Origin of the sequence: Bradyrhizobium sp. SZCCHNS3016 (genome assembly GCF_032484535.1) — a bacterium.
Taxonomy (GTDB): Bacteria; Pseudomonadota; Alphaproteobacteria; order Rhizobiales; family Xanthobacteraceae; genus Bradyrhizobium.
In genome coordinates this window covers 1-25,426 of the sequence record NZ_JAUETE010000014.1, presented here as the reverse complement: position 1 = coordinate 25,426, position 25,426 = coordinate 1, and the positions used below count along the sequence as shown (strand labels likewise).

The following is a 25,426-nucleotide window of genomic DNA, read 5'->3' as shown; positions in this document are numbered from 1 at the left end:
TTGTGATGTTTCCTTGGATTCGGATCTTTGACACAGACTCAAAATCATAAAAAACTGGCCTACCGACTCATCGGAAGCGATCCGATGCAACGTCCGCACCTGGTGGTGCGGGCGACGATCAAGGTTGCGGTGACCGCCGCCGCCTCGCAACATTTTGCCAGCAAGCGATCGCGTGGTCGCCGACGCGGGACGGCGCCGGGACCGCGCGGACGCGGTCATGGCCGCATCAGCGATGGCGGCTTCGGCGATGCTGCGCCCGGTTGCCACGGGCACGGCACGGTTGGTGCAGCCTGGGGCTGACACCGATGCGGCGCATCCCCTGTCCAGAACGTGACGACTGGCGCGAGACCGCGGCACGATGCGGATTCGACTTCTACGAGCTCGACGGCGAGCGCTATTGGGACGAGCGCGCCTACTACGCGTTCACGATCGCCGAGATCGAGCTCGGCATCGAGGAGCCGACGGCCGAGCTCGAGCAGATGTGCCTCGCGCTGGTCGCACGCGTCATCGGCGACGAGGCACTGCTGCGCCGGCTGAAGATCCCGCAAGCGTTCTGGCCGCTGCTGGCGGAGAGCTGGAAGCGAAGGGACGGCAGCCTCTACGGACGGTTCGACCTCAGCTATCACGGCGGCCGCGCGCCGGCGAAGCTGCTCGAATACAACGCGGACACGCCGACCTCGATCTTCGAGGCTGCGGTGTTCCAATGGACCTGGCTCGAGCAGGCGATCGAACGTCGCATCCTGCCGGGGCGTGCGGACCAGTACAACTCGATCCATGAGCGCCTGATCGAGCGCTGGCGCGCCCTCGGCAGGCAGCGCCGCGTGCATCTGGCCGGCCTCACCGGCAACGCCGAGGACGCCGCGACCCTGGCCTATCTGGCCGACACGGCAGCCCAAGCGGGCCTGTCGACAACCATCCTTGATGTCGCCGACATCGGCTGGCGCGAGACCGGCGGCGGCTTCGTCGATCTCGACGACGGCGACATCGCGCTCGCCTTCAAGCTGTATCCGTGGGAATGGATGTTCCGCGATGCGTTCGGCGCCAAGCTCGCGCAAGCGCCGACGCAATGGATCGAGCCGCCGTGGAAGGCCATCCTGTCCAACAAGGGCATCCTGCCGCTGCTCTGGCAGATGCACGAAGGCCATCCGAACCTGCTGCCGGCCTATTTCGAGGACGATCGGAAAGCCGCCAGCCTCGGCTCGAGCTTTGTGCGCAAGCCGATCTACTCGCGCGAGGGCGCCAATGTCAGCCTGGTATCCGACGGCGTCGCCGTCTCTGCGCAGGAGGGGCCCTACGGCGCCGAAGGCTTCATCCGCCAAGCGCTGGCGCCGCTGCCGGATTTCGGCGGCGTGTTCCCGGTGATCGGCAGCTGGCTCGTCGACCACAAGCCATGCGGCCTGTCGATCCGCGAGGACACGAGCCCGATCACCGGCAACCGCTCGCGCTTTTTGCCGCATGCAATCCTGTAGGATATTGACGACAGCCAGCGAAAGCGCCTCGACACGCGGTTCGGGAGCACTAGATAGGACCGAGGGGAATTCCCTGCCGGATCGGCGCGCATAGTCGGGATGAGGCATGGCGACGGACAACTCCGAACTCGAAGGCCTGCGGATCCTGGTCGCCGAGGACGAGGGCCTGATTGCGCTCGATCTGAAGATCGTCATTACCTCGGGCCATGACGATGCGACGCTGTTTCCGCCGGAGATCCGCGGCCTGCCCCGGCTCGCCAAGCCGTTCGACAAGCCGTTCGACAAGCGCGCACTGCGCGCGATGTGCGAGGCCACGTTCGTTCGGCATCAGCGCAACTCATAAGGCTTCGCTCGGGCCCGGCACATCCGGAGGCATCGCGTGTCCATCATCGAAGATACCGCGGCCTACGAGGCCTGGCTTCGCAGCCAATGCGCAGTGGTCGAAGACGACCTCCTCACCAAGCACGAGCGGATGCGAAAGAGCCCCTTCATCTTCCTGCGGGCGACGTACTACCGCTGGGCGCGGCGCATCGCCGAGACCAGCCCCGAGCTCACCGACGCACCAGCTGCGCTCTGCGTCGGCGACATCCATCTGGAGAATTTCGGCACGTGGCGCGACGCCGACGGGCGCTGGGTGTGGGGCGTCAATGATTTCGACGAGGCCGCGGTGATGCCCTACGTCCTCGATCTGGTCCGACTCACGACCAGCGTCGAGCTCGCGCCGAAAATGGAGATCGGCAACCGCGATGCGGCAGACGCGATCCTGGAAGGCTATCGCCGCGGACTTCAAAGGCCAGGGCCGGCGCTGCTCGACGACCATGAGATGTGGATCCGCTCCTACGTCAAATGCTCGGATCAGTGCCGGCGAAAATTCTGGGACGAGATCGACGGATTGACGCCGGCGGATGCAATTCCTTCCGCCGTCCATAAGTTGCTCCTCGGCAGCCTTCCCGGGACGGGCGAGACGCCGAGATTCTTCCGCCGCGCCGCCGGCGGCGGCAGCCTGGGACGTCCACGCTTCGTCGTCGTCGCAACATGGCGCGGCGGCCGCGTCGTGCGCGAAGCGAAGGCGTTGGTCCCTTCGGCCTGGACCTGGGCGAAGGACAAGCCGCAACGGAAGCCGGCGCCTCAGCACAGGTTCATTGAACTCTCGAATGGAGCCCATCGCGCGCCCGATCCATTCCTCCGCGTTTACCGGACCGACGAGGGGGACTACGTCGTTCGGCGATTGTCGGCCGATGCGCGCAAGATCGACCTCGGCAAGGAGGCCGGCGCCGACCTCAAGCTCGTCCTTCTACGCGGCATGGGCGCGGAGCTCGCCTCCGTCCATGCGGCTGACGGTCGCGTCAGCAGCACCATCGCGGCGGATCTCAGGAAACGCGGTTCGGGCTGGTTGCACAGAGCTTCCCGCGCCGCACGCGAGGCGACGGAGAGGGACTACGACGTGTGGTGCCGACGGGCCTGAGCTCGACGTGAGGGCCGATACGGCGAGGACGAGGAAGCACCGACCGGAGCGCGACCTTCATCACACACCGGTCAGTCCGGCCGCACGGCCGACGCCGGCCGATGTTCCGACGATGTCTCCGCGCCCAGCGCAAACGTCAGCGAGCAGCGGATGCCAGCGGGCGCGAAGTCCGGCACGGCCTCGCCATCGAGATCGAAGCGCACGACGCGGTCGATCAGCGTGGTGCCGAAGCCGCGTGCGCCGCCGCCTTCGATCAACGGTCCGCCGCGCTCCAGCCAGACCAGCTCGAGCCGGTGGCGATCGTCGCGCAGGCGCCGGGAGATCGTGACTTGGCCGTGGGAGGCGGACAACGCACCATATTTGGAGGCGTTGGTCGCAAGGCTCGTGCAGCACCATCGACAGCGGCAGCACCAGCCGCTCCTCCACCAGCACCGGCGGGCCCTCGGTGGCGATTCGACCTTCACCGACGCCGTAAGGTGCCAGCACCGTGGTGAGCAGCGACCGGTCGAGCTGCGGCCGCGATCACAGAGCGCTTCCGCCTGTCGTCAGCGAGCCGCGACCACCTTGAGGCCGGGCAGCAGCGCAGCGCCACCGCGCGGACTGCGCACCGGATTGATCTGGTACAGACCCCGCCGCTCCTGGTTGGGCCTGAACGCGTCGGTGATGCCGACGACCGATTCGGCGGCTCCCAGCAACAGCGTGCCGTCCGGCTCCATCACCTTGGCCATCCGCTCGAAGATCGAGGCCTTGGTCTCCTGGTCGAAATAGATCAGCACGTTGCGGCAGAAGATGACATCGAACTTGCCGAGATGCGAGAAGTCCTGCAGCAGATTGAGCTGGCGATGCTGGACCATGCCGCGGATGTCGGCGCTGAGCTGCCAGAGCTCGCCGAGCTGCGTGAAATATTTCACCAGCAGCTGGATCGGCAATCCGCGCTGCACCTCGAACTGGCTATAGAGGCCGGCCTTCGATTTCTCCAGCACCTCCTGCGACAGGTCGGTGGCAATGATCTCGATGCGCCAGCCCGCCAGAGCGGGACCGAATTCGCGCAGGCACATCGCGATCGAATACGGCTCCTGTCCGGTCGAGCAGGCGGCTGACCAGATGCGCAGGGAACGACGATTGGCACGCGACTGGATCAGCGCCGGCAGGATGCCCTCACGGAGATGATCGAACGGAATCTTGTCGCGGAAGAAGAACGTCTCGTTGGTGGTCATCGCCTCGACCACCTGCGTCGTGAGCTGCTCCGCGCCGCTCCTGATCTTCTGCACCAGCTCCGGGATGCCCGGCAGGTTGGCGCGGCGGGCCAGCGGCAGCAACCGGCTTTCGACCAGGTACTGCTTATCGGCCGACAGGTCGAGGCCGGAGCGATCCTTCAGGACCTTACGCAAGAACTCATAGTCCAGGGGTGTCACGAACGGTCTCCAGCAAACAGACGGACCAGCTTCGGTCCGATCTGGTTCAAGGGAAGGACGGCCGCGCAGATGCCGGCATTGGCGGCTGCGCCCGGCATGCCCCAGACCACGCTGGTCGCCTCGTCCTGCGCGATCACGCTGCCACCGGCGGCGACGATGTCCTTGCCGCCGCGCATGCCGTCGGAACCCATGCCCGTCAGGATCACGGCCAGGGTCGAGCCCTGCCAGACCTCGATCGCCGACATGAACAAGGGATCGACGGCGGGCTTGCAGAAATTGATCGGAGGACCGTTGTCGAGCGCGATCACCACATCGGCGCCATGGCGCGCCACACGCATGTGGCGGCCGCCGGGGGCAAGGTAGATCTGACCCGGCTTCACCACCTCACCGTCGACGGCCTCGTGGGCCGGTCGGCGACTCGAGCGCGCCAGATGCTCGGCGAGGATGGTGGTGAAGGTCGGCGGCATATGCTGGGTGATCAGCACCGGAAAGCGGTCGATCACGGGACCGAGCTCGGTCACCAGCGACATCAGCGCCTGCGGGCCGCCGGTCGACGATCCGATCAGCAGCACCTTCGGCATCTGCGTGCTGAAGGAGCGGCGCGCCAGCTGGGTCGGCACGGCGGGCGCCACGGGGGCGACCATCGGCCGCGATGCAAGCACAGGCCGGAGCCCCTGGACTTGCGGAACGATCGGCGATGCGGCCGGCGCATGCGGAGCAGGAGCGGCGCGGCGCGCCTTGGCGCCAAGATTGCGGATCTTCTGAATCAAATCGTAGTGGAAATTGTCAGCCGCCGAGGCCTCGCGCGTGCTCTCGGGCTTCGGGATGTAGTCGGCCGCGCCGAGCGACAGCGCCTTGAAGCTGATCTCCGCGTTGCGGCGGGTCAGCGTCGACGCCATGATGACGGCGAGGTTCTTCTTCTTGGCAAGCAGCTTCGGCAGGGCGGCAATGCCGTCGAGCTCGGGCATCTCGATGTCGAGCACGGCGACGTCGGGATTAACGCGATCGATCTGGTTCACGGCTTCCAGGCCGGTGCGCAGCGACGCCGCCACGACCATGTCGGGCTCAGACGCGATCCAACGCGAGATCATGCCGCGGATGACGACGGAGTCGTCCACGACCATCACCCGGAGAGGTTCCTGCCTGATCGAACTCGGGATCGAAGAACTGGCCAACGCGACGCTCATAGTTCACCAACAGGACAGAGGCACGGGGTGACGGCAAGCCCGGACGACCACGGGACCGCCGCACGCAACGGAGATCAGATCAGCCCGACTTCCTGAAACTTCGCGGTCACGATGTCCTTGTCGAAGGGCTTCATGATGTACTCGTTGGCGCCGGCGTGCAGCGCGCGCGCGATGTGCGCGACATCGTTCTCGGTCGTGCAGAACACCACCTTCGGCGCGTCGCCACCGGGCATGCGCCGGAGATTGCCGAGAAACTCATAGCCGTCCATGACGGGCATGTTCCAGTCGAGCAACACCGCATCGGGAAGGCCCCGCTTGCAGATCTCCAGAGCCTGCTCGCCGTCCTCCGCTTCCACGATCTGGAAATCCAGACCTTCCAGAATGCGTCGCGCCACCTTTCGAATGACGCTGGAATCGTCAACTACCAGACACGTTCTCATATCAGCCTCACGAGATCAGGATCCAATGCAACGACGCCTGATGCGCCGCCGCCCTCAAATTGCAGTGTTCAGGCCGCCATCTTGTCTGCTGCGAGCTCGAGCACGCGATCGACATCGAGGATGACCATCAGCTGACCGTCGAGGCGGTGCACGCCGCCGGCGAGCTTCGCCATGCGCGGGTCGAGATTGACCGGGTTCTCCTCCCGGCCCTCCTCGGGCAGCCGCAGCACCTCGCCGATCTGATCGATCAGGAGACCATAGGACTCGCCACGCAGATCGACGCCGACCGCCATCGGCGGCTTGCCGTCCTCGGCGCGGGCGAGGCCGAGCCGCGCCCGCATGTCGACGACGGTCACGATGCGGCCGCGCAGATTCAGGACGCCGGCGATCTCCGCCGACGACAGCGGCACCCGCGTCACCCGCTCCGGCATGAACACGTCCTGCACCCGCGAGATGGGCAGGCCGAACAGCTGGCCGCCGATCATCGCAGTGACGTATTCGACGGCGGCGCCTTCGGTGGTTTCGATCTTGCTGCTCATCGCACGCTACTCCTGTCCGCTTGCTGTCACGCGGCCCGCCGGTTGGCTTCGGCGCGCGCCCGTTCCTCGATCTGTTCCTTCAGCGCCGCGATCAGGCCGGGCCGGTCGAACTTGGCGATGTAGTCGTAGAGCCCGGCCTGGCGGCCGCGCTCGATCGCCGCCGGCGACACCAGCGACGACACCGCGATGACCGGCATCTGGTTCAGGTTCTGGTCGGCGCGGATCGCCTCGGTAAACTCGAAGCCGTTCATCTCCGGCATCTCGATGTCGGTGACGACGATGTCGAAGCTGTGCCCGGAACGCAGCGTGGCGAGGCCCTCGATCGCCGATGCCGCCGTGCGCACCTTGTAGCCGGCCGACTTCAACACCGGCGCCAGCATGTTGCGGAAGAACGGCGAGTCGTCGACCAAGAGCACCGACTGCGTCTGCGACTCGGTCGCCATCTCCTTGCGGATGAACCAGTCGGCGAACGCCATCGGCAGGAAGTGGCCGACGTCGATCACTTCCGTCGCCTGGCCCTTGATCACCGCCGAGCCGAGGATGCCGTCCTTGGCGCCGGAGACCTGGATGTTGAGCCGCTCCTCGACGATGTCGATGATCTCATCGACCACGAGGCCCATCGCCCGGGTCTCGTCGGCGAACACCAGGATCGGCTGCGAGCCTGACGTCTGCACCGACACGCCTTCCATCTGCACCAAGGGCATCAGCTGGTCGCGGTACTGCACCATGTAGCGGCCGTTGGAGATCTCGATCTTGTCGGCCGCGATCTCCTCCAGGCGCGTGACCAGCGCCAGCGGCACCGCCTTGGGCTGCGCCGTGCCGGCGCGGAACACCAGGAGCGAGGTGAGCTGCTCGCCGCCGATCGCGTGATGCGCGGCGTGTTCGTCGGATACCGCCTGCGAGGCCGAGCCGGCGGCGCCGAGCGCTTTCGCAATGCCGTTCGGATCGATGATCATGATCACGGCGCCGTCGCCCAGGATGGTGTTGCCCGAGAACATGTCGATGTGACGCAGCTTGGTCGACATCGGCTTGACCACGATTTCCTCGGTGTGGAACACGCAGTCCACCACGATGCCGAAGGTCTGGTTGCCGACCTGCGTCACCACGATGAAGCCGTTCTCCGGATCGGTCGACGAGCCGTCGTCGATCTTCAAGAGCTTCTTCAGATGCATCAGCGGCAGCAGCTTGTTGCGCAAGCGCAGCACCGCGGTGTCCTTGATGCGCTCGATGCGGTGCTCGGAGTTGGCGCGCGCGCGCACCAGCTCGACGACCGACAATTGCGGGATCGCGAAGCGGTCGCCACCGGCTTCGACGATCAGCGCCGAGACGATCGCGAGCGTCAGCGGGATCTTGATGGTGACCGAGGTGCCCTCGCCGAGCACCGACTTGATGTCGATGGTGCCGCCGATCTGGTCGATGTTGGTGCGCACCACGTCCATGCCGACGCCGCGGCCCGAGACCGAGGTGACGGCGGCCGCGGTCGAGAAGCCCGGCTCGAAGATGAACTTGTGGATCTGCGCTTCCGTCATCTTCTCGAGCTCGGCCTCGGTGACGAGGCCGTTCGCCAAGGCCTTGGCCTTGATGCGCTCGGTGTTGAGGCCGCGGCCGTTGTCGGCGATGCAGATGATGATGTGGCCGCCTTCATGATAGGCGGACAGCCGGATCGTGCCCTGCTCGGCCTTGCCGGCCGCGGCGCGCTCGGCCATCGTCTCCAGGCCGTGATCGGCGGAGTTGCGCACCATGTGGGTGAGCGGGTCCTTGATCAGGTCGAGCACCTGGCGGTCGAGCTCGGTGTCGGCGCCGTGCATCTCGAGTTCGATCTGCTTGCCGAGTTCGGTGGCGAGATCGCGGACGATGCGCGGCAGCTTCTGCCAGGCATTGCCGATCGGCTGCATGCGCGTCTTCATGACGCCCTCCTGCAGCTCGGCGGTGACGTTGGACAGCCGCTGCAGCGGCACCTTGAACTCGGTGTCCTCGTTGCGGCGGGCGATCTCGAGCAGCTGGTTGCGCGTCAGCACCAGCTCCGAGACCATCGTCATCAGATGTTCGAGCGTGTCGACGTTGACGCGGATCGACTGGTTGGCGACCTTGTCGTTCTCGTGCACCTCGCCATCGGCATTGGCCTTGGCGCGCGCCGCCTTCTTCGGCGCCTCGGCCTTGGCCTCTGCTTCCGCCTTGGCAGGCCCGGCCTTGGCGACCGGCGCCGGGGCAGCGGCCTTGGGCTCAGGCGCCTTCTCATGCGCGGGCGGCAACTCGATCGCGGTCTCGCGGAAGGCCCGCTCGAGCTCGTCGAGCGACACTTCGCCCGGACGCAGCGGACGCTCCAGCGTCTGGTCGATCAGCGAGCCGTGCGTGACCGCGGGCGCGGCCGGCGCTGCAGGCGCAAGCGGTGGCGCGGTCTCGCCGGCCATCGCGATCGGCTCCGCCGACGCGGCCATTGCCGCCATGCCGCGCTCGACCATGGCTTCGAGCTCGCTGATGAGGTCGCGGTCCTCGCCCTCGGGCTCGGCCTCGTTGGCCTCGAGCTGTCCCAGGATGTCCTTGATGCGGTCGATGGTGGTGAGGATCAGCGTCACGGCCTCGCCGGTGACCGGCATGCCGTCGCGGAACTTGCCCATCAGGGTCTCGGCGGCATGCGCCAGCGCTTCGAGCCGCGGCAGGCCGAGGAAGCCGCAGGTCCCCTTGATCGTGTGCACCAGCCGGAAGATGTTATCGAGGATCTTGGCGTTGTTCGGCTCCTGCTCGAACCGCACCAATTGATTATCGACGGTGTCCAGGCTCTCGCTGGTCTCCGTCAGGAACTCACGCAACAGGTCATCCATGAAACTGGCCTTCGCACGCAACGGAACGCGACATGACGCGCCCTTCAAACCGTGGCCAGTTTCGGTGCAAAGCGTTTAATATTAGTTGAGTAAGCGCAAATGAACGGACTCAACAAAGAGATAAGATGCATCCGGACAAATTCGGACCGATCGGCAAGGCTTGATTAACCATGGTGAATGGATTGTTGCGTCTGTCCCACGACACGAGGTCGCAGGACTGACGCGGCAGGACGTCTGCCAGATCAGGCCGCCTGCACGACCATCGCGTTGCCGTCGGCGGTGAGCGTCACCTTGAGGCCGCAGGCATCGGCGAGCAGACGGGTGTAGTAGGGCTGCACCGCGTGGGCATCGATGGTCGATTGCAATTCGCCGCCAAGCAGATTGACGATGTTCTGCGGCAGCCGGGCATTGAGCCCGGTGGCGGCAACGCGGAAGCTCATGGACTCGCCGTCGCCGATCGGGTCGACGGTCAGCATGCCGCCGCGCGGGATCGTCTGCTGCGCCACCACCATCATGTTGAGCAGCAGCTTGACCCGGTTCTTGGGCAACAGCAGCCGCGGCAGATTCCAGGTGATCGAAGTCTTGGCATCCTCGATATGGCCGCGCGCCATGGTCTGGGCGTCGCCGAGATCGATCTGCGCGCCCGCAGAGCCGGCCGCACCAAAGGCGAGGCGGCAGAACTGCAGCCGCGCCGACGCCGTCTTGGCGCTCTTGCGGATCAGCTCCAGCGCGAAGTCGCGATCCTCCGGCTTCGGATTGTCGTCGAGCACCTCGAGCCCATTGACGATGGCGCCGACCGGACTAATCAGGTCGTGGCAGACCTTCGAGCAGAGCAGAGCGGCAAGTTCGAGCGTATCGGGAGCGGGAATCGGATTGGCGATCTCGGGAGAGGACGTGCCGGACATTCGATGTTCCTGAAATCCGCGAACCTGGGCGAATCATGCTTGCGTTAACGCTTGATACACTGCGAAAGCATGGACCGCCACCGGACTGAGGGCGGGACACGGGAAAGTACGTAGCGGTTTTCCCGGCAGCCGCAGCTCAATGAACGTGCGAACGGCCGTACCCGGATGCGCCGGCGCCAGAACAAGGATACGATGATGCAAGCTGCGTACGGAACGGCCGGAAGGAGCACCGCGCAATGACGACGGCACCGACTGCAGGAACCGTCGAGGTCGAGGCCGCCGCCGCGCTGATGACGCCCCTGACGGAGCTCGTCGTCGAGGCGGCCTACGCGATCCTCGCCGTCAACCGCCGCGCCATGGCTGTCACCGACAAATCCGACGGCTCGCCGGTCACCGAGGCCGATCTTGCCGCCGACAGGGTCATTGCCGAAGGGCTGGCACGGCTGGCGCCCGCGATTCCCGCGCTGTCGGAGGAGCGGGTCGGGGCGAGCGCAGGACCGTTCAATGGCAGCTTCTTCCTGATCGATCCGCTCGACGGCACCAAGGAGTTCGTCGCCGGGCGCGGCGAGTTCACGGTCAATCTGGCGCTGGTCACCGGCGGCAGCCCGCTGCTCGGCATCGTCTGCGCGCCGGCCATCGGCCAGATCTGGCGCGGTCTGGTCGGCCGTGGCGCCGAGCGGCTGTCGTTCACGGAGGCGGGTTTGGCGGCCGCCGAGCCGATCCGCACCCGGCCGATGCCGCCGCAGGGCGCGGCATGGGTCGCCGCGGTCAGCCGGTCGCATGGCGATGCCCGCACCGAAGCCTTCATTGCGGCCCGTCCGGGCGCGGTGCGCCTGCCGCTCGGCTCGGCCGTGAAGTTCGGCCGGCTCGCCGAAGGTCTGGCCGACATCTATCCGCGGCTCGGCCCGACCTCGGAATGGGACGTGGCGGCAGGCCATGCCGTGGTCGCAGCCGCCGGCGGCACCGTCACCAGCGAGACCGGCGCGCCGTTGCGCTATGGCGAGCGCCCTGACGGCTTCATCGTGCCGTCCTTCATCGCCTGGGGCGACCCGGCTGCGGTGAGAATTTGAGACAGCCCTACCGCCTACTGCGGCAGATCCTCCTCGAGCGCCGGCCAACGAGCTTCCGCCCGCGGCAGATAGCGGCTCGGGTCGGCCGCGAAGGCGTCGCGGCTTTCCTCGCGGTTGAACAGGAACAGCCGTTCCTCGACCACGACGAAGAAGCGCGGGTTGCCGGCCACCGTCACGCCGCGAGCCACATCGGTCGGGTCGTAGCCGCCGAATTGCGGGCCGTAGACCTCCGGATGGGCCAGGAAGGAGGCGCGATTGCCCTCGTTGCGAAACCGCCAGACCACCCCACCCTGGGACGCCTCGAAATCCGGCAGTCCCAGCAGGGCCTTGCCATCCACGAAATAGGAAACGGGGTCGAAGCCGTCGATCGCCAGCCCGCTGAAGCGGTCGGAGATGATGCGCTGCGTCGTGGCCGCCGGCGCGCCGACCGGCAGTAGCAGCGCAGCGAGCGCGATAGCGGCAATTACAAGGCGAAACAGCGACTTTGATCCGGTCTGGTTCGGTTGTTGCCGTTGTGCGGTCATAGTTGGTGCCGATAACATGGGAGTCGCAGGGGCATCGCCCCTCGCCCGACAATCGCCCGATGGGGTTGGCGTCAGGTTAAGGCGAGGCTCGGGCAGCCGATAGCAGGGGATTTCCATCGATGAGTTTCGCATCACGCCTTGCCGCCGCCACGCTAGCGGCCGTGCTGGCCATGACCGCGTCGGTCGCCGGGCAGCAGGCGCCCCCGCCTGCTGCGCCGCCCTACCAGGCTGCGCAGCCGTATCAGCAGCCCGCACCGCCGCCGCGCCCTGCGCCGAGCCCGGACAGCTTCAATCCGGACGAGCTCGTCAATGCCGGCCACCGCTTCTTCGGCAACGTCTCGCGCGGCCTCGCCTCGGTCATCGAGCGCGCCGTCAGCCAATGGGGCCTGCCGAACGGCTATATCCTGGGCGAGGAAGGCGCCGGTGCTTTCGTCGCCGGTCTCCGTTACGGCGAGGGCACGCTCTACACCAAGAACGCCGGCGACCTCCGCGTCTACTGGCAGGGCCCCTCGCTCGGCTTCGACTGGGGCGGCGACGGCGCCCGCACCATGACGCTGGTCTACAACCTGCCGGCCACCAGCGCGATCTATCAGCGCTTCGTCGGCATCGACGGCTCGGCCTATATCGTCGGCGGCTTCGGCATGACGGCGCTGACCGCCAACAACATCGTGCTGGTGCCGATCCGGTCCGGGATCGGCCTGCGGCTCGGCGCCAATGTCGGCTACCTCAAGTTCACCCCAAGTGCGACCTGGAACCCGTTCTGAGGTCGCCGGCTGGTACCGCTAGGACACGTTCTCCCGCGACGGATCAAGGTTAACACGGCATTGGGCTGGCGTTGAATCAGCCCGCCGTGCATTGTGATTCCGTTAATCATTTTGGACCGGGAGTGGTGCGTCATGGTCGAGCCGATCATGTATTTTGCGATCGGTTTTCTGATCGCCATGCTCTGTGCGCTGATGATCGTGCCGCTGGTGCACAATCGTGCGGTGCGGCTGACGACGCGCCGGCTCGAGGCGGCGACGCCGCTGTCGATGGCCGAGATCCAGGCCGACAAGGACCAGCTGCGCGCGGAGTTCGCGATGTCGGCGCGGCGGCTGGAGATGAGCGTCGACGCGCTCAAGAACAAGGCCACCGGCCAGCTCGCCGACCTCGGCAAGAAGACCGACGCCATCAACCGCATGAAGCTCGAGCTTGGCGAGAAGAACGCTGCGATCTTCGCGCTGGAGGCGCGCGAGAAGGCGCTCAAGGACCAGCTCCGCGCCACGGAAGAGGAGTTCGCCGCCAAGACCGAGGCGCTGCGCGCCGCCGAGCAGGCGCTGAAGGAGAAGCAGGCCGAGCTGGTCCGGCTGAGCACCGAGCTCAACGACAAGGCGCTGCTGGCGGACAGCCGGCAGGTCGAGCTGGTGTCGGTCAGGACCCAGGTCGAGGAGCTGCGCAGCCGCGTGGCCGACGCCGAGAAGGAATTCTCCGCGACCCAGACGCGGCTCGCGCTGGAGCGCGACGAATCCGACACCGCGACCAAGGCGCTCAACGACGCCCGCGCGCGGGTCGAGAATCTCAGCCAGCGCGTCACCGAGCTCGACCGCCAGCTGATCGTCCAGGTCAAGGAAGCCGAGATGCTGGCGACCCGCGTTGCCGACCTCGAAGGCCGGCTGTCGACCCAGGGCAAGCTGCTTGCCGAACGTGATTTCGAGAACAACCAGTTGCGCGAGGCCAACGTGGCCGCCGACCGCGCCTTGAAGGAGCTGCGCGAGGAGCTGGCCGGCTTCGGCAGCGGCAAGTCAGCCGCATTCGAGCGGCTCAAATCCGAGAAGGCCGCCCTCGAAGAGCAATTGCAGGCCGCCCGCGACGAGCGCACCAAGCTGCAGCGCGAGATGAACGCGATCCAGCAGCAGGCCGAGAGCACCTGGGCCCAGGAGCGGATGGAGAACGCGCTCTTGCGTGAGCGCATCAACGACATCGCCGCCGAAGTGGCCAAGCTCGCAATGCAGATCGAGGGCCCGAACTCGACCATCGAAGCCATGCTGGCCGCCGAGCCGGCCCCCGCCAAGCCGGCCAACGCCAATGGCGTCGCCGCGGCTCCAGCCGCTGCAGCCGGCGCAGGCGGTCCGCAAGGCGGCACCCTGGCCGACCGCATCCGCGCGCTGCAGTCTCATGCCTCGCGAGCACGGCAGCTCGGGGCCTGAGGCCGCCGGATCGGCGCCGAGTGCGGCGGATATCCGCCCCTCGCTTCAGTATGGAGGCCGGCCCGCGAGAGGGCCGGTTTCGGCCCCTATCGAGGACGGGCCACCGCACCCCGGCAGTTTTCCTCGCCAGCGGCGCCGCAAATCCTTGACACCCCCTGCCCGCGCTTCGTAAATCGCGGGCTCCGACGGACTGCTTCGGCAGCTGCCTCTTACGGCCCCACGGCCGGCAGCCACCAGGATCCGGGCGCATAGCTCAGCGGGAGAGCGTTCCCTTCACACGGGAGAGGTCCAAGGTTCGATCCCTTGTGCGCCCACCATTTGGCAACAGTTTCAGTCGTTTAGCGCTTTTATTTCCTAACTGTGTGCCCCGAGATGTCCGGGGCACAGCTGGGGCACATTCGTTCGGCCAGTGGATTGAGGCTTGCCATTCGGAGCGAGTACGCGGCGTTGTTCTGGTGGACGTATACAGGGCCCTTCTCAGTCAGCCCGCCGTGGGAGTGAGATTCCCAACAAAGCCTCTCTCCCGGCTTCAGTGCTCGCCGACATACGGACGGAGGCAAGCGATGACGATTCAGGTCTGATGGTATTGGGCAAGCAACTCGAAGACACGATGGCCAAGGTACGAGACTTGTACCATCCGGTATCGCCAGACGGTCATCTTGAGCGAATTGAAGCCATGCTCGCCGGCTTAGCGCCTATTGAACAGGCCATTATGGCCATACCGGCACGGACTGTCGCCGGTCTGGGCGTAAAGGGTCGCCACGCGGCTTACGTCCTACCCGAATTATGGCAAACCCCGATCGAATAGATCGACTGGGACGGTCGGGCTATACGTCTTTTGATTGAAGCAATCTGCGACTTGGCCAACATGCCACTATCCCCACAAGATCGAGTTTGATGAAGACGAATGTAGCAATATGCATCTTACACGGCTGTTGTGCGGATCGAGAGGGGCTGAGGGATGAGCATCATGTCGATCATGGCCGCGATTCTCGAGGATGAGTTGCGGGAACACGGCATCTGCGGGCTCACTCGCCTCGACTGTGAAACAATTGTCCAAAGTACGATTGAACGCACGGCCAAACTCGACATTGAGGTCAAACCGCCTCACCTGGCACCCTACTTCGATGACCAAACCTGAGAAGGGGGCTGGTTCGGGATGAGGTCGATAGCGAAGACTCGGGTACTTTCCCGGCATCCGGTCGCTCGCTTCGTCGCCTGCGCGGTAACATCGAAGCGAAAACAGTCGAGTGTAGTCCGGCAGCTAGCCGAGAACTACTTGCCCCGGGATTCTTACTGCAAAGAGCGGCTTCTGCGCGGGAGGTTGTGCATGAGCAGAGTCGGGCTGCCATCTAATTCATTGCAATAGTGTTTTCGAACATAGTGCCTGATTGGGGGCGGGAGTTGGGGAAGGCAGTGCGTCACAATTCGTGATCGTCACGATTGATCAGGCCCGATTGCGGGTGGTCCGGACCCCAGGCACGACACCATGTTTCTATTCTCCTAAGCCCTCAGCTCGGTCTCCTTAGCAGCTGTGGAACGAAAGGACGGGAAGGCTTGATGAAACATAGAAAGCCGTTCTCCTACTCCTCATAATGACCGCATCCGAGCCAAAGGCACGGCTCGCAGTGGAATGCGGCCTCTATCCGATCTTCGAAGCCGAGCGTGGCAAGGTCGCGCAGGTGCGAAAGATCCGCCGGCAGGTTCCGGTACAGGACTATCTGAAGCCGCAACGCCGCTTCGCGCACCTGTTCAGGGACGGCCACGAAAATCCCTGCGTCGCGCGCCTTCAGGCGATCTGCGACGTCAACGTAGACGAATATGGCCTTGCCTATGCCGTCGGCGAGGAAAGTGCGAGGGCTTAGATCATGGAGCATCCCTTCGCAACGCCATACCGGCGCAAGGTGCTCCATTTTGTCGGCGTCAACCATGTGCGCTTCGTACGGATCGATCCGCCGGTCCGATACTGGCTGCGCGCAACAGCGCGCACCGCCGTCTCACGGAGATGGCTTCTTTTGACCAAGCAGACGAGGCAGGACGAGGTCAATGGTCTACCCCGTTGCAAGGTCGCGCATCAACGCGCCATCACCACGACACCGTGGCTCAACCTCACTGCGCAGAACGGCACATTGATCCAGAAGACCCACCGCAACGCAGCTTCGCGATCTAGTGCAATACCGCAATGGACCGGCGGAACAGCACCAAACTCACCACAAGAAACGCTACGCCCATCACCAGGACCGTCACGAACTCTTTCCAAACGATGTCGAGATTCGCGCCTCGATAGACAATCGCCTGCATGAAACTCACATAGTGCCGTGACGGAAAGAACCATGTCACGTACTGGACCCATTGTGGCTGACTCTCAATCGGCGACATGCCGCCCGATAGCATCATCATCGGCATCACAGTCATCATCATCAGAAGGGCGAATTGCGCCATGGTGCGTGCGAGCGTGCCGAGGAAGATTCCGATCGCCGCCGCGGCGAAGACGTAGATGACGGTTCCAAGCAGCAGCAAACCGCGAGAGCCGGCAATCGGAACGTCGAGCAGACCCTCGACCACGAATAACAGAGAGCAGATGAAGCCGACGATGATCACCAGCCCGTTTGACCACACCTTGGCGAGCGCAATATCGAAAGCCGTCAGTGGCATTACCAGCAGGTGCTCGATTGTGCCGTGCTCCCGCTCGCGCAAAAGCGCCGCACCGGTCAGGATAATGATCAGCATCGACAGCTGATCGGCGAGGCCGACGATGGCACGGAACCAGGATTGCGTGCCGTTGGGATTGAAGGCGCGGCGAATGACGAGATCGCTGGAGAGCCCGGTGGTGTCCCCCGTCTCCTTCCGGTAGCGCTTGACCTCGTTGGTCACCATGTTCTGGATATAGCCGCCGCCCAGGGACGCCTGCTGGACCGCGGTGGCGTCGACGTTGACCTGAACTTCGATATCGCGTCCCTTCCGCACGTCCGCTTCAAAGCGCGGCGGAATGACGACGACGAAAGTGTAGAGACCTTCGTCCATGACGCGATCGATATCGGATGCGCCGATCATTTTGGCCGCCTGGAAGTATGGGGGATAGAAAAGTCCGGCAATCGATCGCGAGAGACCGGAATGGTCTTCATCAACGATCGCGAGGGAGGCATTGTTGACGGTCTCGCCGGCCCCGGTCGACTGCGTATAGATGCTGAAGCCGAAGGAATAGATGATGAAGAGGATCATCATGATGTCCTTCGAAAGGGTGCGCAGCTCCTTGGTACCGAGCCAGAAGATGTGGGAGAGACTCCGCACCTTATTTCTCCTGTTTGCGCAAGAGGAGCGCTGACAGCACCAGGAAGGCCGGACAAAACAAGGTCAGAGCCAGCAGATCGGTTGCCATGTCGCGCAAGCCAAGTCCCTTGGTGAACGCACCGACGCTCATATGCATGTAGTAGCTCGTGGGCCATAAATACCCCATGAGCCGTGCACCGCCCTGCAGCGTTGAGACGGGCTGCATCATGCCGGAGAACTGCATGGTTGGGAGCATTGACAGCACCGCTCCAGCGAACACCGCTGCGACCTGGCTAGATGTGAAGGTCGAGATGAAAAGCCCGTAGCCGGTGGCCGCCGCCACATAGAGAAGCGCGCCGAGGGCCAGCGTGAAACCGCTGCCCTTGAGCGGGACCTCGAAGAGATACAGCACGGTCGCGGTCATGACGATGAAGTTGATCATGCCGACGCCGATATAGGGCAATTGCTTGCCAATCAGGAACTCCAGCCGGGTCGTCGGCGTGGCGTAGAAGTTCGTGATTGTGCCGATCTCCTTTTCGCGGGCCACGCTGACAGCCATCAGAATGGCGAGAAACATCATGAGCAACATCGCCGGCACCGCCGGGCCGATCGAGTAAATGCTTTCAGCCGTCGGGTTGTAGCGGTAGCGGACCAGGATGCTGGTGGTCGGCGCGGAGCTTGCCGGGGCGCTGGCCTCGCGGTCTCTCTGATCCGAAAAGAGATTGTGTGCCTGTTGGACATAGCCTTCGATGGTCGCGGCGCGCGACGTGTTAGCGCCGTCGATCCAAGCAGAGATCTGCCAATTCGAACCGCGCTTGACCAAGCGGCCGAAGCCCGGTGGAACCTCGATGGCAAGAGTGAGGTCGTTTGACTTCAGACGCTGTTCCATCTCTTCGAGGCTGCGGATCGGCGTCTTTTCGGTAAAGGATCGTGAACTTGAGAAATTGGCGAGATAGGCCCGGCTCTCCGGCGTGTCGTCGTGGTCAAACGCGGCGTAGGTGAGATTGGTCACGTCGCTGGAAACGCCGAAGCCAAAGATCAGCAGCATGATGAAGGAGCCGAGGAAGGCGAAGGCGAGCCGCACCGGATCGCGCATAAGTGAAAGCGTCTCACACTTGGTATAGGCGAGGAGACGTCGCAGCGGCATGAAAGCCGAGTGGCCGTGCGATGAAGCCGCGACGTCCTGCAGTGTTTCCGCCGGCCGCCCTTCGGCTGCTGACGGAGAAATCTCAGCACTCTCGATATAGGCGATGAACGCGTCTTCGAGATCCGCGCAGCCCTTGACGGCGATCACGTTTTGCGGCGTGTCGCAAACGAGAACGCGACCTGCATGCATCAATGAAATGCGGTCGCAGCGCATCGCCTCGGTCATGAAATGCGTGGAGACGAAGATCGTGACATTGCGGGTGCGCGAGAGATCGCCGAGCAGACGCCAGAATTCGTCGCGTGCCTGCGGATCGACGCCCGACGTGGGCTCATCCAGGATCAGCAGCTCGGGATCGTGCACGATTGCCACGGCCAGAGAGAGGCGTTGCCGCACCCCGAGCGGGAGCGAGCTCGCCTCGGCGTCAGCATAGTCGACGAGACCGACCTCGACCAGGAGCTTGGCGATTCGATCCTCGACTTCGCCCTCGGCCAGATCGAAAAGGCGGGCATGAAGAAGGAGGTTCTGCCGCACGGTGAGCTCGCCGTACAGCGAGAACGATTGCGACATGAAGCCGACGCGCCGGCGTATCGACAGGTCGTTCGCATCGACGGGACTTCCGCAAACCTCGGCCTCTCCCTCGCTGGGCGCCAGAAGCCCGGTGAGCATCTTCATGGTCGTAGTCTTGCCGCTGCCGTTCGAGCCGAGGAAGCCGAAGATCTCGCCGCGTTCGATGGCGAAGCTGACGCGATCGACAGCAGTGAAACTGCCGAACCGGCACGTCAAATTCTTCGCGACAATCACGGGAGCCTCGGTGCTCGGTTTGCGCGGCGGAATGAAGAGGCGTTGCGACGCCGATTTCTGTCCCGGTTGCAGGGCGACGAAGACAGCTTCGAGGTCCTGTTCGCCGGTCTTCGCGCGTAGTTCATCCGCCGAGCCGGAGGCGAGCGCTCTTGTGCGATCCATCACGATGAGCCAATCGCAATAATTTGCTTCATCCATATAGGCGGTGGAGACCACGACACTCATCGACGTCCGCTCGCGCCGCAAATCGCGGATGAGATTCCAAAACTGTCGGCGCGACAGCGGATCGACCCCGGTCGTCGGCTCATCGAGAATGAGAAGATCGGGGTCGTGAATGAGCGCGCAGCACAGACCAAGCTTCTGCCTCATGCCGCCCGAAAGCCTTCCGGCAGGCCGATCGAGAAAAGGGAGCAGGCCCGTCGCGGCCGTCAGACGCCGCGTGCGCGCCTCACGCTCTGACGCGGATAGACCGAAGAGACTTCCGAAGAAGGCCAGGTTCTCGCGGACGCTGATCTCCTGATAGAGGTTCTTGCCGAGCCCCTGTGGCATATAGGCAATGCGCGTACACACCGAGCGGCGATGCCCTGCCTCATCCATGTTGCCGCCCAGGACCGCGATTGATCCAGTCTGCAGCTTTCGGGCTCCCGCGATCAGGCCGAGAAGCGTTGACTTTCCAGCGCCATCAGGTCCGATGACGCCAGCCATTCGGCCGCTCGGCAATTCCAACGACACATTGTCGAGCGCTCGGATTTTGCCATAGCTATGCGTAACGCCGGAAACCTCGGCGATCAGTGATGCGGCAGCCGCCATAGTCAGTCTCCCGCGTCAAGAGGATCGCCCTGGATGCGCTTTTGCAGGAAGTCCGGCCAATTGGGCGGGTTCGGATCGAGGCGTACATAGCCAACGCCACGGGTCCCCGTTTTCACCTGGTCGAGATGACGCTCGATGAGGCTAGGCGGCATGCGTAGCTTGACCCGGAACATCAGCTTGTCGCGCTCGCTACGGGTTTCGACCTGCTTGGGCGTGAACTGGGCCTCCGGAGATACGAAGCTTACTTTGGCCGGGACGGCGAAATCGGCACCGTCGAACACAATGCGCGCCTGCGACCCGATTGTTATGCGCATGACCTGCTGGGAGGGGAGATAGATCTCCATATATATCTCCGACAGGTTGACGATCGTCAGAACCTTGCCGCCCGCCGAAACAACTTCGCCGGGATTGGCGAGACGATAAAGAACGCGGCCCCGCACGGGCGCCACGAGGCTGGCATCAGCGATCTGGGCGTCGATCTGATCAACGAGGGCCTTCGCGGCGCCAATCGACATCTCGCGCGCCGTCACAGTCTTCTGCGCAGCTTCAAGGACAGCGCGCGCAGGATCGCGTTCACTCTGCGCCTCATCGCGGGCCTGCTGGCTGACCGCCCCGGTCCCAACGAGCGTAAGCGCTCTACGAAGGCTTGTTTCCTTAAGGGTCAACTCCGCCTGCCGTTGAGCAACAGTCGCCTTCGCCTCGAGCATCGAAGCTTCCTCAGAAGCCCTGTCGGCAGCATATTTGGCGCGTTGCGCCTGCAACTCCGTGGTATCGATGCGGGCGAGCACTTGGCCCACCATGACGAGATCGCCTTCCTGGGCGAGCACCTCCCGGACGCGTCCGGCCGACTTCGCGGCGATGTCGACCTGGTTGGATTCGATGCGCCCGTTCCCCGACACAAGCCCCTCAGGTAGCTTGCCCTGCTGGCTCTGCCGCCAATACCAAATGCCGCAGGCACCTGCTGGCACGAGCAAAACCAGCATCAAAAGAGCAGCCTTCTTGAGGCTAAGCATCTTCACAGGCGTGCACCTCTTTTCTGAGACGAAAGATCTTAGCTGGACAACCCGTGAAATTTTCTGATCTAGCTCAATGCTGATTCTGCTTCCGTGATTGCGCGGCGCCGGCTCCAATGGCGCACGCTAGAACGAAAAGCAGTTTCGTCTCTCCGGCGTGCGAGTGCATAGTCGAGCAAGCCGATTAGCACATCGATGAGCAGGCGTCGCTCGTCAGCAATATTGTGAAACAATTCAATTGAGTTACGCGGGAAAGACTCAGCGGCATGAGTGGCCTGGCGATGCTCAAGGTCGGCGTCTGACCGTGCGCTGCATCAGCCTCGGTCCGATTTCGACATGTCCGGGGATCTCTCGGCCGCCTTGGCAACGAGGCCGTCTTCACCAAAGGCCGCAGTGAGATGGACTCGGTACGCGACATCTATGCACGCAAAAAACGGGCCTGCTCGAATACGACGGCCACCACGCCGGACACGATCGCTTTCGCGATCCGCCCTTCCTCAGCAGCCACGGCAGATGGATCCTTCCAGCATCCGGTCGAGCCGCGCATCGTCCTTATCGATGGTCGGGTCCGTACCGACCAACGGCCCCTTCATTGCGTGACGCTCATCGACCTCAAATCGCGTGCCCCGCTGCGTACGCTCGCAGCCGCCTTCCGGGAGCATCGCGCAATGGCCGGATAGCGGGTGCGCGATAGCCCGCCGCAATCGGATGCCATTTTTGGACCGCATCGCCGGCTCCTCTCATGACATTGCTGATGCCCGTTCCGGCGCGAGCTGATCGACAACGGTGAAGGTCAGGCCGGTCCAATATTCGCCCGCCTCGACGACCGCGATAGATCGTTCCGCCTCCTTGACGACGGCATGACCGTCGGACGACAGGTAGCTCTCGACATCCTTCATCGAGGCGAAGGCCAGAAGCGTAACGCCATCGATCCGGCTGGTGGCGGGATGGAAGAAAGGCGCACCCGCCGTGACGGGGCCGACATTATGGAGTTGGACGTAACGCTTCACGAGACGTTGCGTATCGGCCTGACCGACCACCAGTTCGGCATGGTCGTGTAGCCATCGGCGCTGGAACGTCTCGCGGTCGAGATCATCGCGCCGGACATGCGTCTTGATCAGGACGATGGCGTCGTCGCCGGCCGTGTTCGGCACGATGATGAACTGGCGGGCGAGCACCGGCCCGAGATCGCGGAAGATGGCCTGGTCCTCGGGAAGGATCTTGCGGCGGACGCGCTCCGCGCCGAGGACTGCGTCAAGATCGTCGAGGTCAGCGAAGTTGAGATAGGCGACCCCGTCCCACTGCGGACGGCGATAGGGCTCGACGTGACCGATGATGGTGTCGAACAGGCGACCGTCCGTGCCGAGCGGCGGCTGATAAGGCGGCGGGTTCAGACTCGTCGGTCCCGGCGCCACGCGGTGTATCTGATCGTAGCGCAGCAGGCGATCGATGGTCTTCCGGTCGCCGGCCTCGTCGGGATACAGGAAGCGCGGGCCATGCACCTTGCGCCAGTAGTCGCCCCATTTCTCGAAATTGAGGTTGGGGTCGGGCTCGAACGCGTTGGCGCCCGGATTGGCGCCGGGATCGGAAACTACCCTCCCGTCCTTGTCGAGGATATGGCCGTCTGCCCGGCTACGTCGATCGAGCGGCGTCGAATCGGCACGCGACAGGAGCGAAAACAACACCGTCAATGGAGCTGCACCAGCATCAGACTTGGTCGAAGACGATGATGCGGTAGAGATGGTCATCGGGCGAACTCCTTTGAAGCGAAGGGGACGGATGGCGGAAGAAGGGAGCGCAGCAGCGCGGCGAAGCCGGCGATCACGCCTGTGAGGCACACGCCGGTCCAGCCATAGCGGCTCCAGGCCCAGCCGCCGGCGAGCGCGCCGATCGCCATGCCGATCATGGCAGCGGTCATCAGCAAGCCGTTCAGCCGGCTGCGCGCGGCGAGGTCGATCGTCGCCACGATGGTCTGGTGCGAAACCAGCGCGGCCATGACGCCGATATCGAACAGCACCGCTCCGGCGATCAGCGCGGTGATCGAATGCGGCAACAGCAGCATCAGGGTGAAGGCAAGAGCGACCAGCAGACAGCCGAGATGAACGGCGATGATCGGCCCGCGGCGATCGGCGAGCCGTCCGAACAGGGGGGCGCCGAAGGCCCCGGCTGCGCCGGCCAGTCCGAAAGTGCCGGCCGCGCCTGCGCCAAGGTGGAACGGCGGCTCCGCCAGCATCAGCGCAAGGGTGGACCAGAGGGCGCCAAGGGATGCGGCCAGCAAGCCCTGCGTCGCAAGGGCCTTGCGCAGCACGGTATGCTGCTTGACCAGATCGGCGAGGCTCAGCAGCAAGACGCCGTAAGAACCGCTGGCGGTGGCCGGCTGGATCGGCAACCAGCGCCAGACCGCGAGGCCGACCAGTGCCACCATGGCAGCGGCCAACTCGTAGATCGCCCGCCAGCCGAAGAGATCGCCGACGATGCCACCCAGCGTGCGCGACAACAGGATGCCGCAGAGCAGGCCCGTGGTCACGAGCGCGATGGTGCGGCCACGCTGCCCGCCAGTCGCGAGGTGCGCCGCCATCGGCACGAAGTCCTGGCCGATGCTGCCGAGAAGGCCGACGGCGAGGCTGAGCGCTAGCAGCATGAAGAAGCTCGGCGCGAAGGCCGTCGCCAGCAGGACGAGAACGAGCAGGATCGACTTGGTAAGGATGAGCCGCTTGCGGTCGATGAGATCGCCGAGCGGGGCCAGCAGCAGCATTCCGGCGGCATAGCCGGCTTGGGAGGCCGCGGGAACGAGGCTCGCCTGTTCGGGTCCGATAGCGAATGTCTCGCGCACCAGCGGGACCACCGGCTGGATGTAATAGACATTGGCGACACCGACCCCGGCTCCGATCGCCAGAAGCCAGATCACGGCAAGTGGGACCGTTTTCTTCCGGTCGTTTTCCATTGCGGAATGGGATGGTCCTGGCATTGGCGCCGCTCCTTGGATGCGGGCCGGACGACCCTATCCGGAGCAATCTATTGACGAATTAAATGGCGATAAATTGCCTCATATGGCAATATGAGTTGACTAGAAGTCGTCAATAGGCTCGCAATGATCTCCGCTGAACACCTCAATGGCATAACGGCCTTCGTTCAGGCCGCCGACGCGGGCGGTTTCACACTGGCGGCGGAGAGGCTCGGCCTCTCGAAATCCGGCATCGCCAAGAGCGTGGCGCGGCTCGAGGATCGGCTTGGCGTACGGCTGTTCAATCGAACGACCCGGCGCTTCGCTCTGACGACCGAAGGCCAGTCCTTCTATGAGACCTGCGTGCGAATTCTGGCCGACCTGGAAAGCGCCGAGGCGGCGCTGAACGCCCATCGCCTGCGGCCGCGCGGGCGCCTGCGGGTCGACCTGCCCGTCGTGTTTGGCCGGCGATGGGTGCTGCCTGTGTTACTCGATATTGGCGCGCGTTTTCCCGAGCTCTCGCTGGAAGTTTCGCTGACGGACCGCCGAATCGATCCGATCGACGAAGGCATCGACCTCGTGATCCGCATCGGCGATCTCGATAACAGCGCCACGCTCGTCGCGAGGCAACTGGGTGTTCAGCAATCGGTGCTCTGCGCCAGCCCGGATTATCTCGACATGCACGGTCGCCCCACTTCGCTCGATGATCTGGACGCCCATGCCTGCATCTTATTTGGCCGGGGCGGAAAGACCTTGCCGTGGTGGTTCCTGGATGGAAAGGGCACCCCCGTGGCGAAGCTCGTCTCTGGACGGCTCTCGTTCAACCACAGCGACGCCATCTGCGACGCGGCCCTCGCCGGCCAAGGCGTCGCGCATCTCTCGACTTGGCTGATTGCCGACCACTTGCGGGAAGGACGCTTGGTGCAGGTGCTGCCGGAGGCCAAGACGCGCGGCTTTCCGATCCACGCCCTCTGGCCGCAGGCTCGGCAGACGAGCCCGAAGGTGCGCGTTGTCGTCGATGAGTTGGTGAACTGCTTCCTGCCTGAACTACCGTGGGATCGCGATAGATGAGCTGCCGTTCGATTGCGTCCCCGTGTGGAGATCAGCAACGTCTTCATCCGATCCGCGCATTCTGCGTAAGAAAACGCCGGATGCCATACATTACCGAAAACGGCATCCTAATCCTCGTTCCTTCGGCGATCTATCCTTCGGTGCTTGCTTCGCGAGGAGAGTTCAATAGTCTTTTCTACGCTGCACAGGCGGTTGAACTGCTTCGCCGGTGACCTTGCCCCTCGGGCTTAATCCAGCTTGAAGTTCGTTCTGGCCCCAACGAGGACCAGAACATGAAGCGCAGCCGCTTTACGGAAGAGCAGATCATCGGGATTTTGAAGGAGCACGAGGCTGGCGTTCCGGTCGCCG

Annotated in this window: 24 protein-coding genes and 1 tRNA gene; 11 read left to right on the top strand and 14 right to left on the bottom strand. The window is 64.2% G+C overall.

From position 1 onward, the window contains the following. Window positions 1–27: 27 nt before the first annotated feature. The 4 genes from QW881_RS24345 (at window position 28) to QW881_RS24330 (ending at window position 2,934) form a co-directional block, all read left to right on the top strand. On the top strand, window positions 28–300 hold the full coding sequence (locus QW881_RS24345) for a hypothetical protein (protein ID WP_315757401.1): 273 nt from the start codon (window positions 28–30) through the stop codon (window positions 298–300). 5 nt (window positions 301–305) lie between these two features. After that, window positions 306–1,469, top strand: a complete 1,164-nt coding sequence (locus QW881_RS24340) for a glutathionylspermidine synthase family protein (RefSeq protein ID WP_315757402.1) — start codon at window positions 306–308, stop codon at window positions 1,467–1,469. A 106-nt stretch (window positions 1,470–1,575) separates the two neighbouring features. Further along, a complete protein-coding gene (locus QW881_RS24335; RefSeq protein ID WP_315757403.1) occupies window positions 1,576–1,812 on the top strand; it encodes a hypothetical protein in 237 nt (78 codons plus the stop codon). A gap of 36 nt (window positions 1,813–1,848) precedes the next feature. Next, window positions 1,849–2,934 carry a DUF2252 family protein gene (locus QW881_RS24330; protein WP_315757404.1) on the top strand — a complete coding sequence of 362 codons (1,086 nt, stop codon included), beginning with the start codon at window positions 1,849–1,851 and terminating at the stop codon, window positions 2,932–2,934. 71 nt (window positions 2,935–3,005) lie between these two features. Here QW881_RS24330 and QW881_RS24325 read toward each other — a convergent pair whose 3' ends face one another. The 7 genes from QW881_RS24325 to chpT form a co-directional block, all read right to left on the bottom strand. Then, window positions 3,006–3,284, bottom strand: a complete 279-nt coding sequence (locus QW881_RS24325; RefSeq protein ID WP_315757405.1) for a hypothetical protein — start codon at window positions 3,282–3,284, stop codon at window positions 3,006–3,008. Window positions 3,285–3,479: 195 nt separating this feature from the next. Next, window positions 3,480–4,349: a protein-glutamate O-methyltransferase CheR gene (locus QW881_RS24320; protein WP_315757406.1), complete on the bottom strand. Its 870-nt coding sequence runs from the start codon at window positions 4,347–4,349 to the stop codon at window positions 3,480–3,482. Further along, window positions 4,346–5,536 carry a chemotaxis response regulator protein-glutamate methylesterase gene (locus QW881_RS24315; RefSeq protein WP_315757407.1) on the bottom strand — a complete coding sequence of 397 codons (1,191 nt, stop codon included), beginning with the start codon at window positions 5,534–5,536 and terminating at the stop codon, window positions 4,346–4,348. The genes QW881_RS24320 and QW881_RS24315 overlap by 4 nt, the downstream gene beginning before the upstream one ends. A 74-nt stretch (window positions 5,537–5,610) precedes the next feature. Continuing rightward, on the bottom strand, window positions 5,611–5,976 hold the full coding sequence (locus tag QW881_RS24310) for a PleD family two-component system response regulator (RefSeq protein WP_006613312.1): 366 nt from the start codon (window positions 5,974–5,976) through the stop codon (window positions 5,611–5,613). 68 nt (window positions 5,977–6,044) lie between these two features. Beyond that, complete coding sequence (locus QW881_RS24305; protein WP_315714012.1) at window positions 6,045–6,515, bottom strand: chemotaxis protein CheW; 471 nt, start codon at window positions 6,513–6,515, stop codon at window positions 6,045–6,047. A 26-nt stretch (window positions 6,516–6,541) separates the two neighbouring features. After that, complete coding sequence (locus QW881_RS24300) at window positions 6,542–9,337, bottom strand: hybrid sensor histidine kinase/response regulator (protein WP_315757213.1); 2,796 nt, start codon at window positions 9,335–9,337, stop codon at window positions 6,542–6,544. Between the two features lie 242 nt (window positions 9,338–9,579). Beyond that, on the bottom strand, window positions 9,580–10,242 hold the full coding sequence (chpT, locus tag QW881_RS24295) for a histidine phosphotransferase ChpT (protein ID WP_315734106.1): 663 nt from the start codon (window positions 10,240–10,242) through the stop codon (window positions 9,580–9,582). A gap of 236 nt (window positions 10,243–10,478) precedes the next feature. On the opposite strand from chpT, the gene cysQ reads away from it, so the two are divergent. Further along, window positions 10,479–11,312, top strand: coding sequence for a 3'(2'),5'-bisphosphate nucleotidase CysQ (gene cysQ, locus QW881_RS24290; RefSeq protein WP_315757408.1), 834 nt, complete (start codon window positions 10,479–10,481; stop codon window positions 11,310–11,312). A 14-nt stretch (window positions 11,313–11,326) separates the two neighbouring features. On the opposite strand, the gene QW881_RS24285 is transcribed toward cysQ, so the two are convergent. Further along, window positions 11,327–11,836 carry a YHS domain-containing (seleno)protein gene (locus QW881_RS24285; RefSeq protein ID WP_315757409.1) on the bottom strand — a complete coding sequence of 170 codons (510 nt, stop codon included), beginning with the start codon at window positions 11,834–11,836 and terminating at the stop codon, window positions 11,327–11,329. Between the two features lie 119 nt (window positions 11,837–11,955). On the opposite strand from QW881_RS24285, the gene QW881_RS24280 reads away from it, so the two are divergent. The 4 genes from QW881_RS24280 to QW881_RS24265 all read left to right on the top strand — a co-directional run bounded on the left by QW881_RS24280 (window position 11,956) and on the right by QW881_RS24265 (window position 15,163). After that, on the top strand, window positions 11,956–12,600 hold the full coding sequence (locus QW881_RS24280; protein ID WP_315757410.1) for a DUF1134 domain-containing protein: 645 nt from the start codon (window positions 11,956–11,958) through the stop codon (window positions 12,598–12,600). Window positions 12,601–12,732: 132 nt separating this feature from the next. Then, window positions 12,733–14,022, top strand: a complete 1,290-nt coding sequence (locus tag QW881_RS24275; RefSeq protein ID WP_315757411.1) for a hypothetical protein — start codon at window positions 12,733–12,735, stop codon at window positions 14,020–14,022. A 242-nt stretch (window positions 14,023–14,264) separates the two neighbouring features. Further along, a tRNA-Val gene (locus QW881_RS24270) sits at window positions 14,265–14,339 on the top strand. A gap of 653 nt (window positions 14,340–14,992) precedes the next feature. Further along, window positions 14,993–15,163 carry a hypothetical protein gene (locus tag QW881_RS24265; protein ID WP_315759643.1) on the top strand — a complete coding sequence of 57 codons (171 nt, stop codon included), beginning with the start codon at window positions 14,993–14,995 and terminating at the stop codon, window positions 15,161–15,163. Between the two features lie 442 nt (window positions 15,164–15,605). Here the strand turns inward: QW881_RS24265 and QW881_RS24260 are convergent, their stop codons facing one another. From QW881_RS24260 to QW881_RS24245, 4 genes are all read right to left on the bottom strand, one after another. Beyond that, window positions 15,606–15,953 carry a hypothetical protein gene (locus QW881_RS24260; protein ID WP_315759644.1) on the bottom strand — a complete coding sequence of 116 codons (348 nt, stop codon included), beginning with the start codon at window positions 15,951–15,953 and terminating at the stop codon, window positions 15,606–15,608. A 235-nt stretch (window positions 15,954–16,188) separates the two neighbouring features. Continuing rightward, window positions 16,189–17,313, bottom strand: coding sequence for an ABC transporter permease (locus QW881_RS24255; RefSeq protein WP_315759645.1), 1,125 nt, complete (start codon window positions 17,311–17,313; stop codon window positions 16,189–16,191). Window position 17,314: 1 nt separating this feature from the next. Then, the gene (gene rbbA / locus QW881_RS24250; RefSeq protein ID WP_315759646.1) at window positions 17,315–20,050 is read right to left on the bottom strand and encodes a ribosome-associated ATPase/putative transporter RbbA; all 2,736 of its coding nucleotides are present in this window, start codon (window positions 20,048–20,050) and stop codon (window positions 17,315–17,317) included. A gap of 2 nt (window positions 20,051–20,052) precedes the next feature. Further along, window positions 20,053–21,063 (bottom strand): HlyD family secretion protein, encoded by a 1,011-nt coding sequence (locus QW881_RS24245; protein WP_316159240.1) that lies wholly within the window; start codon window positions 21,061–21,063, stop codon window positions 20,053–20,055. Window positions 21,064–21,461: 398 nt separating this feature from the next. On the opposite strand from QW881_RS24245, the gene QW881_RS24240 reads away from it, so the two are divergent. Further along, entirely contained in the window at window positions 21,462–21,743 is a 282-nt protein-coding gene (locus QW881_RS24240; protein WP_315759647.1) for a hypothetical protein, read from the top strand. Between the two features lie 60 nt (window positions 21,744–21,803). Here QW881_RS24240 and QW881_RS24235 read toward each other — a convergent pair whose 3' ends face one another. Continuing rightward, the gene (locus QW881_RS24235) at window positions 21,804–22,811 is read right to left on the bottom strand and encodes an EthD domain-containing protein (RefSeq protein WP_315759648.1); all 1,008 of its coding nucleotides are present in this window, start codon (window positions 22,809–22,811) and stop codon (window positions 21,804–21,806) included. Then, window positions 22,808–24,031, bottom strand: coding sequence for an MFS transporter (locus QW881_RS24230; RefSeq protein WP_316159239.1), 1,224 nt, complete (start codon window positions 24,029–24,031; stop codon window positions 22,808–22,810). Before QW881_RS24230 ends, QW881_RS24235 begins: the two co-directional genes overlap by 4 nt. Window positions 24,032–24,154: 123 nt before the next feature. Here QW881_RS24230 and QW881_RS24225 point away from each other — a divergent pair, with 123 nt between their 5' ends. Then, the gene (locus QW881_RS24225; protein ID WP_315759650.1) at window positions 24,155–25,078 is read left to right on the top strand and encodes a LysR family transcriptional regulator; all 924 of its coding nucleotides are present in this window, start codon (window positions 24,155–24,157) and stop codon (window positions 25,076–25,078) included. The last annotated feature ends 348 nt before the right edge of the window (window positions 25,079–25,426 follow it).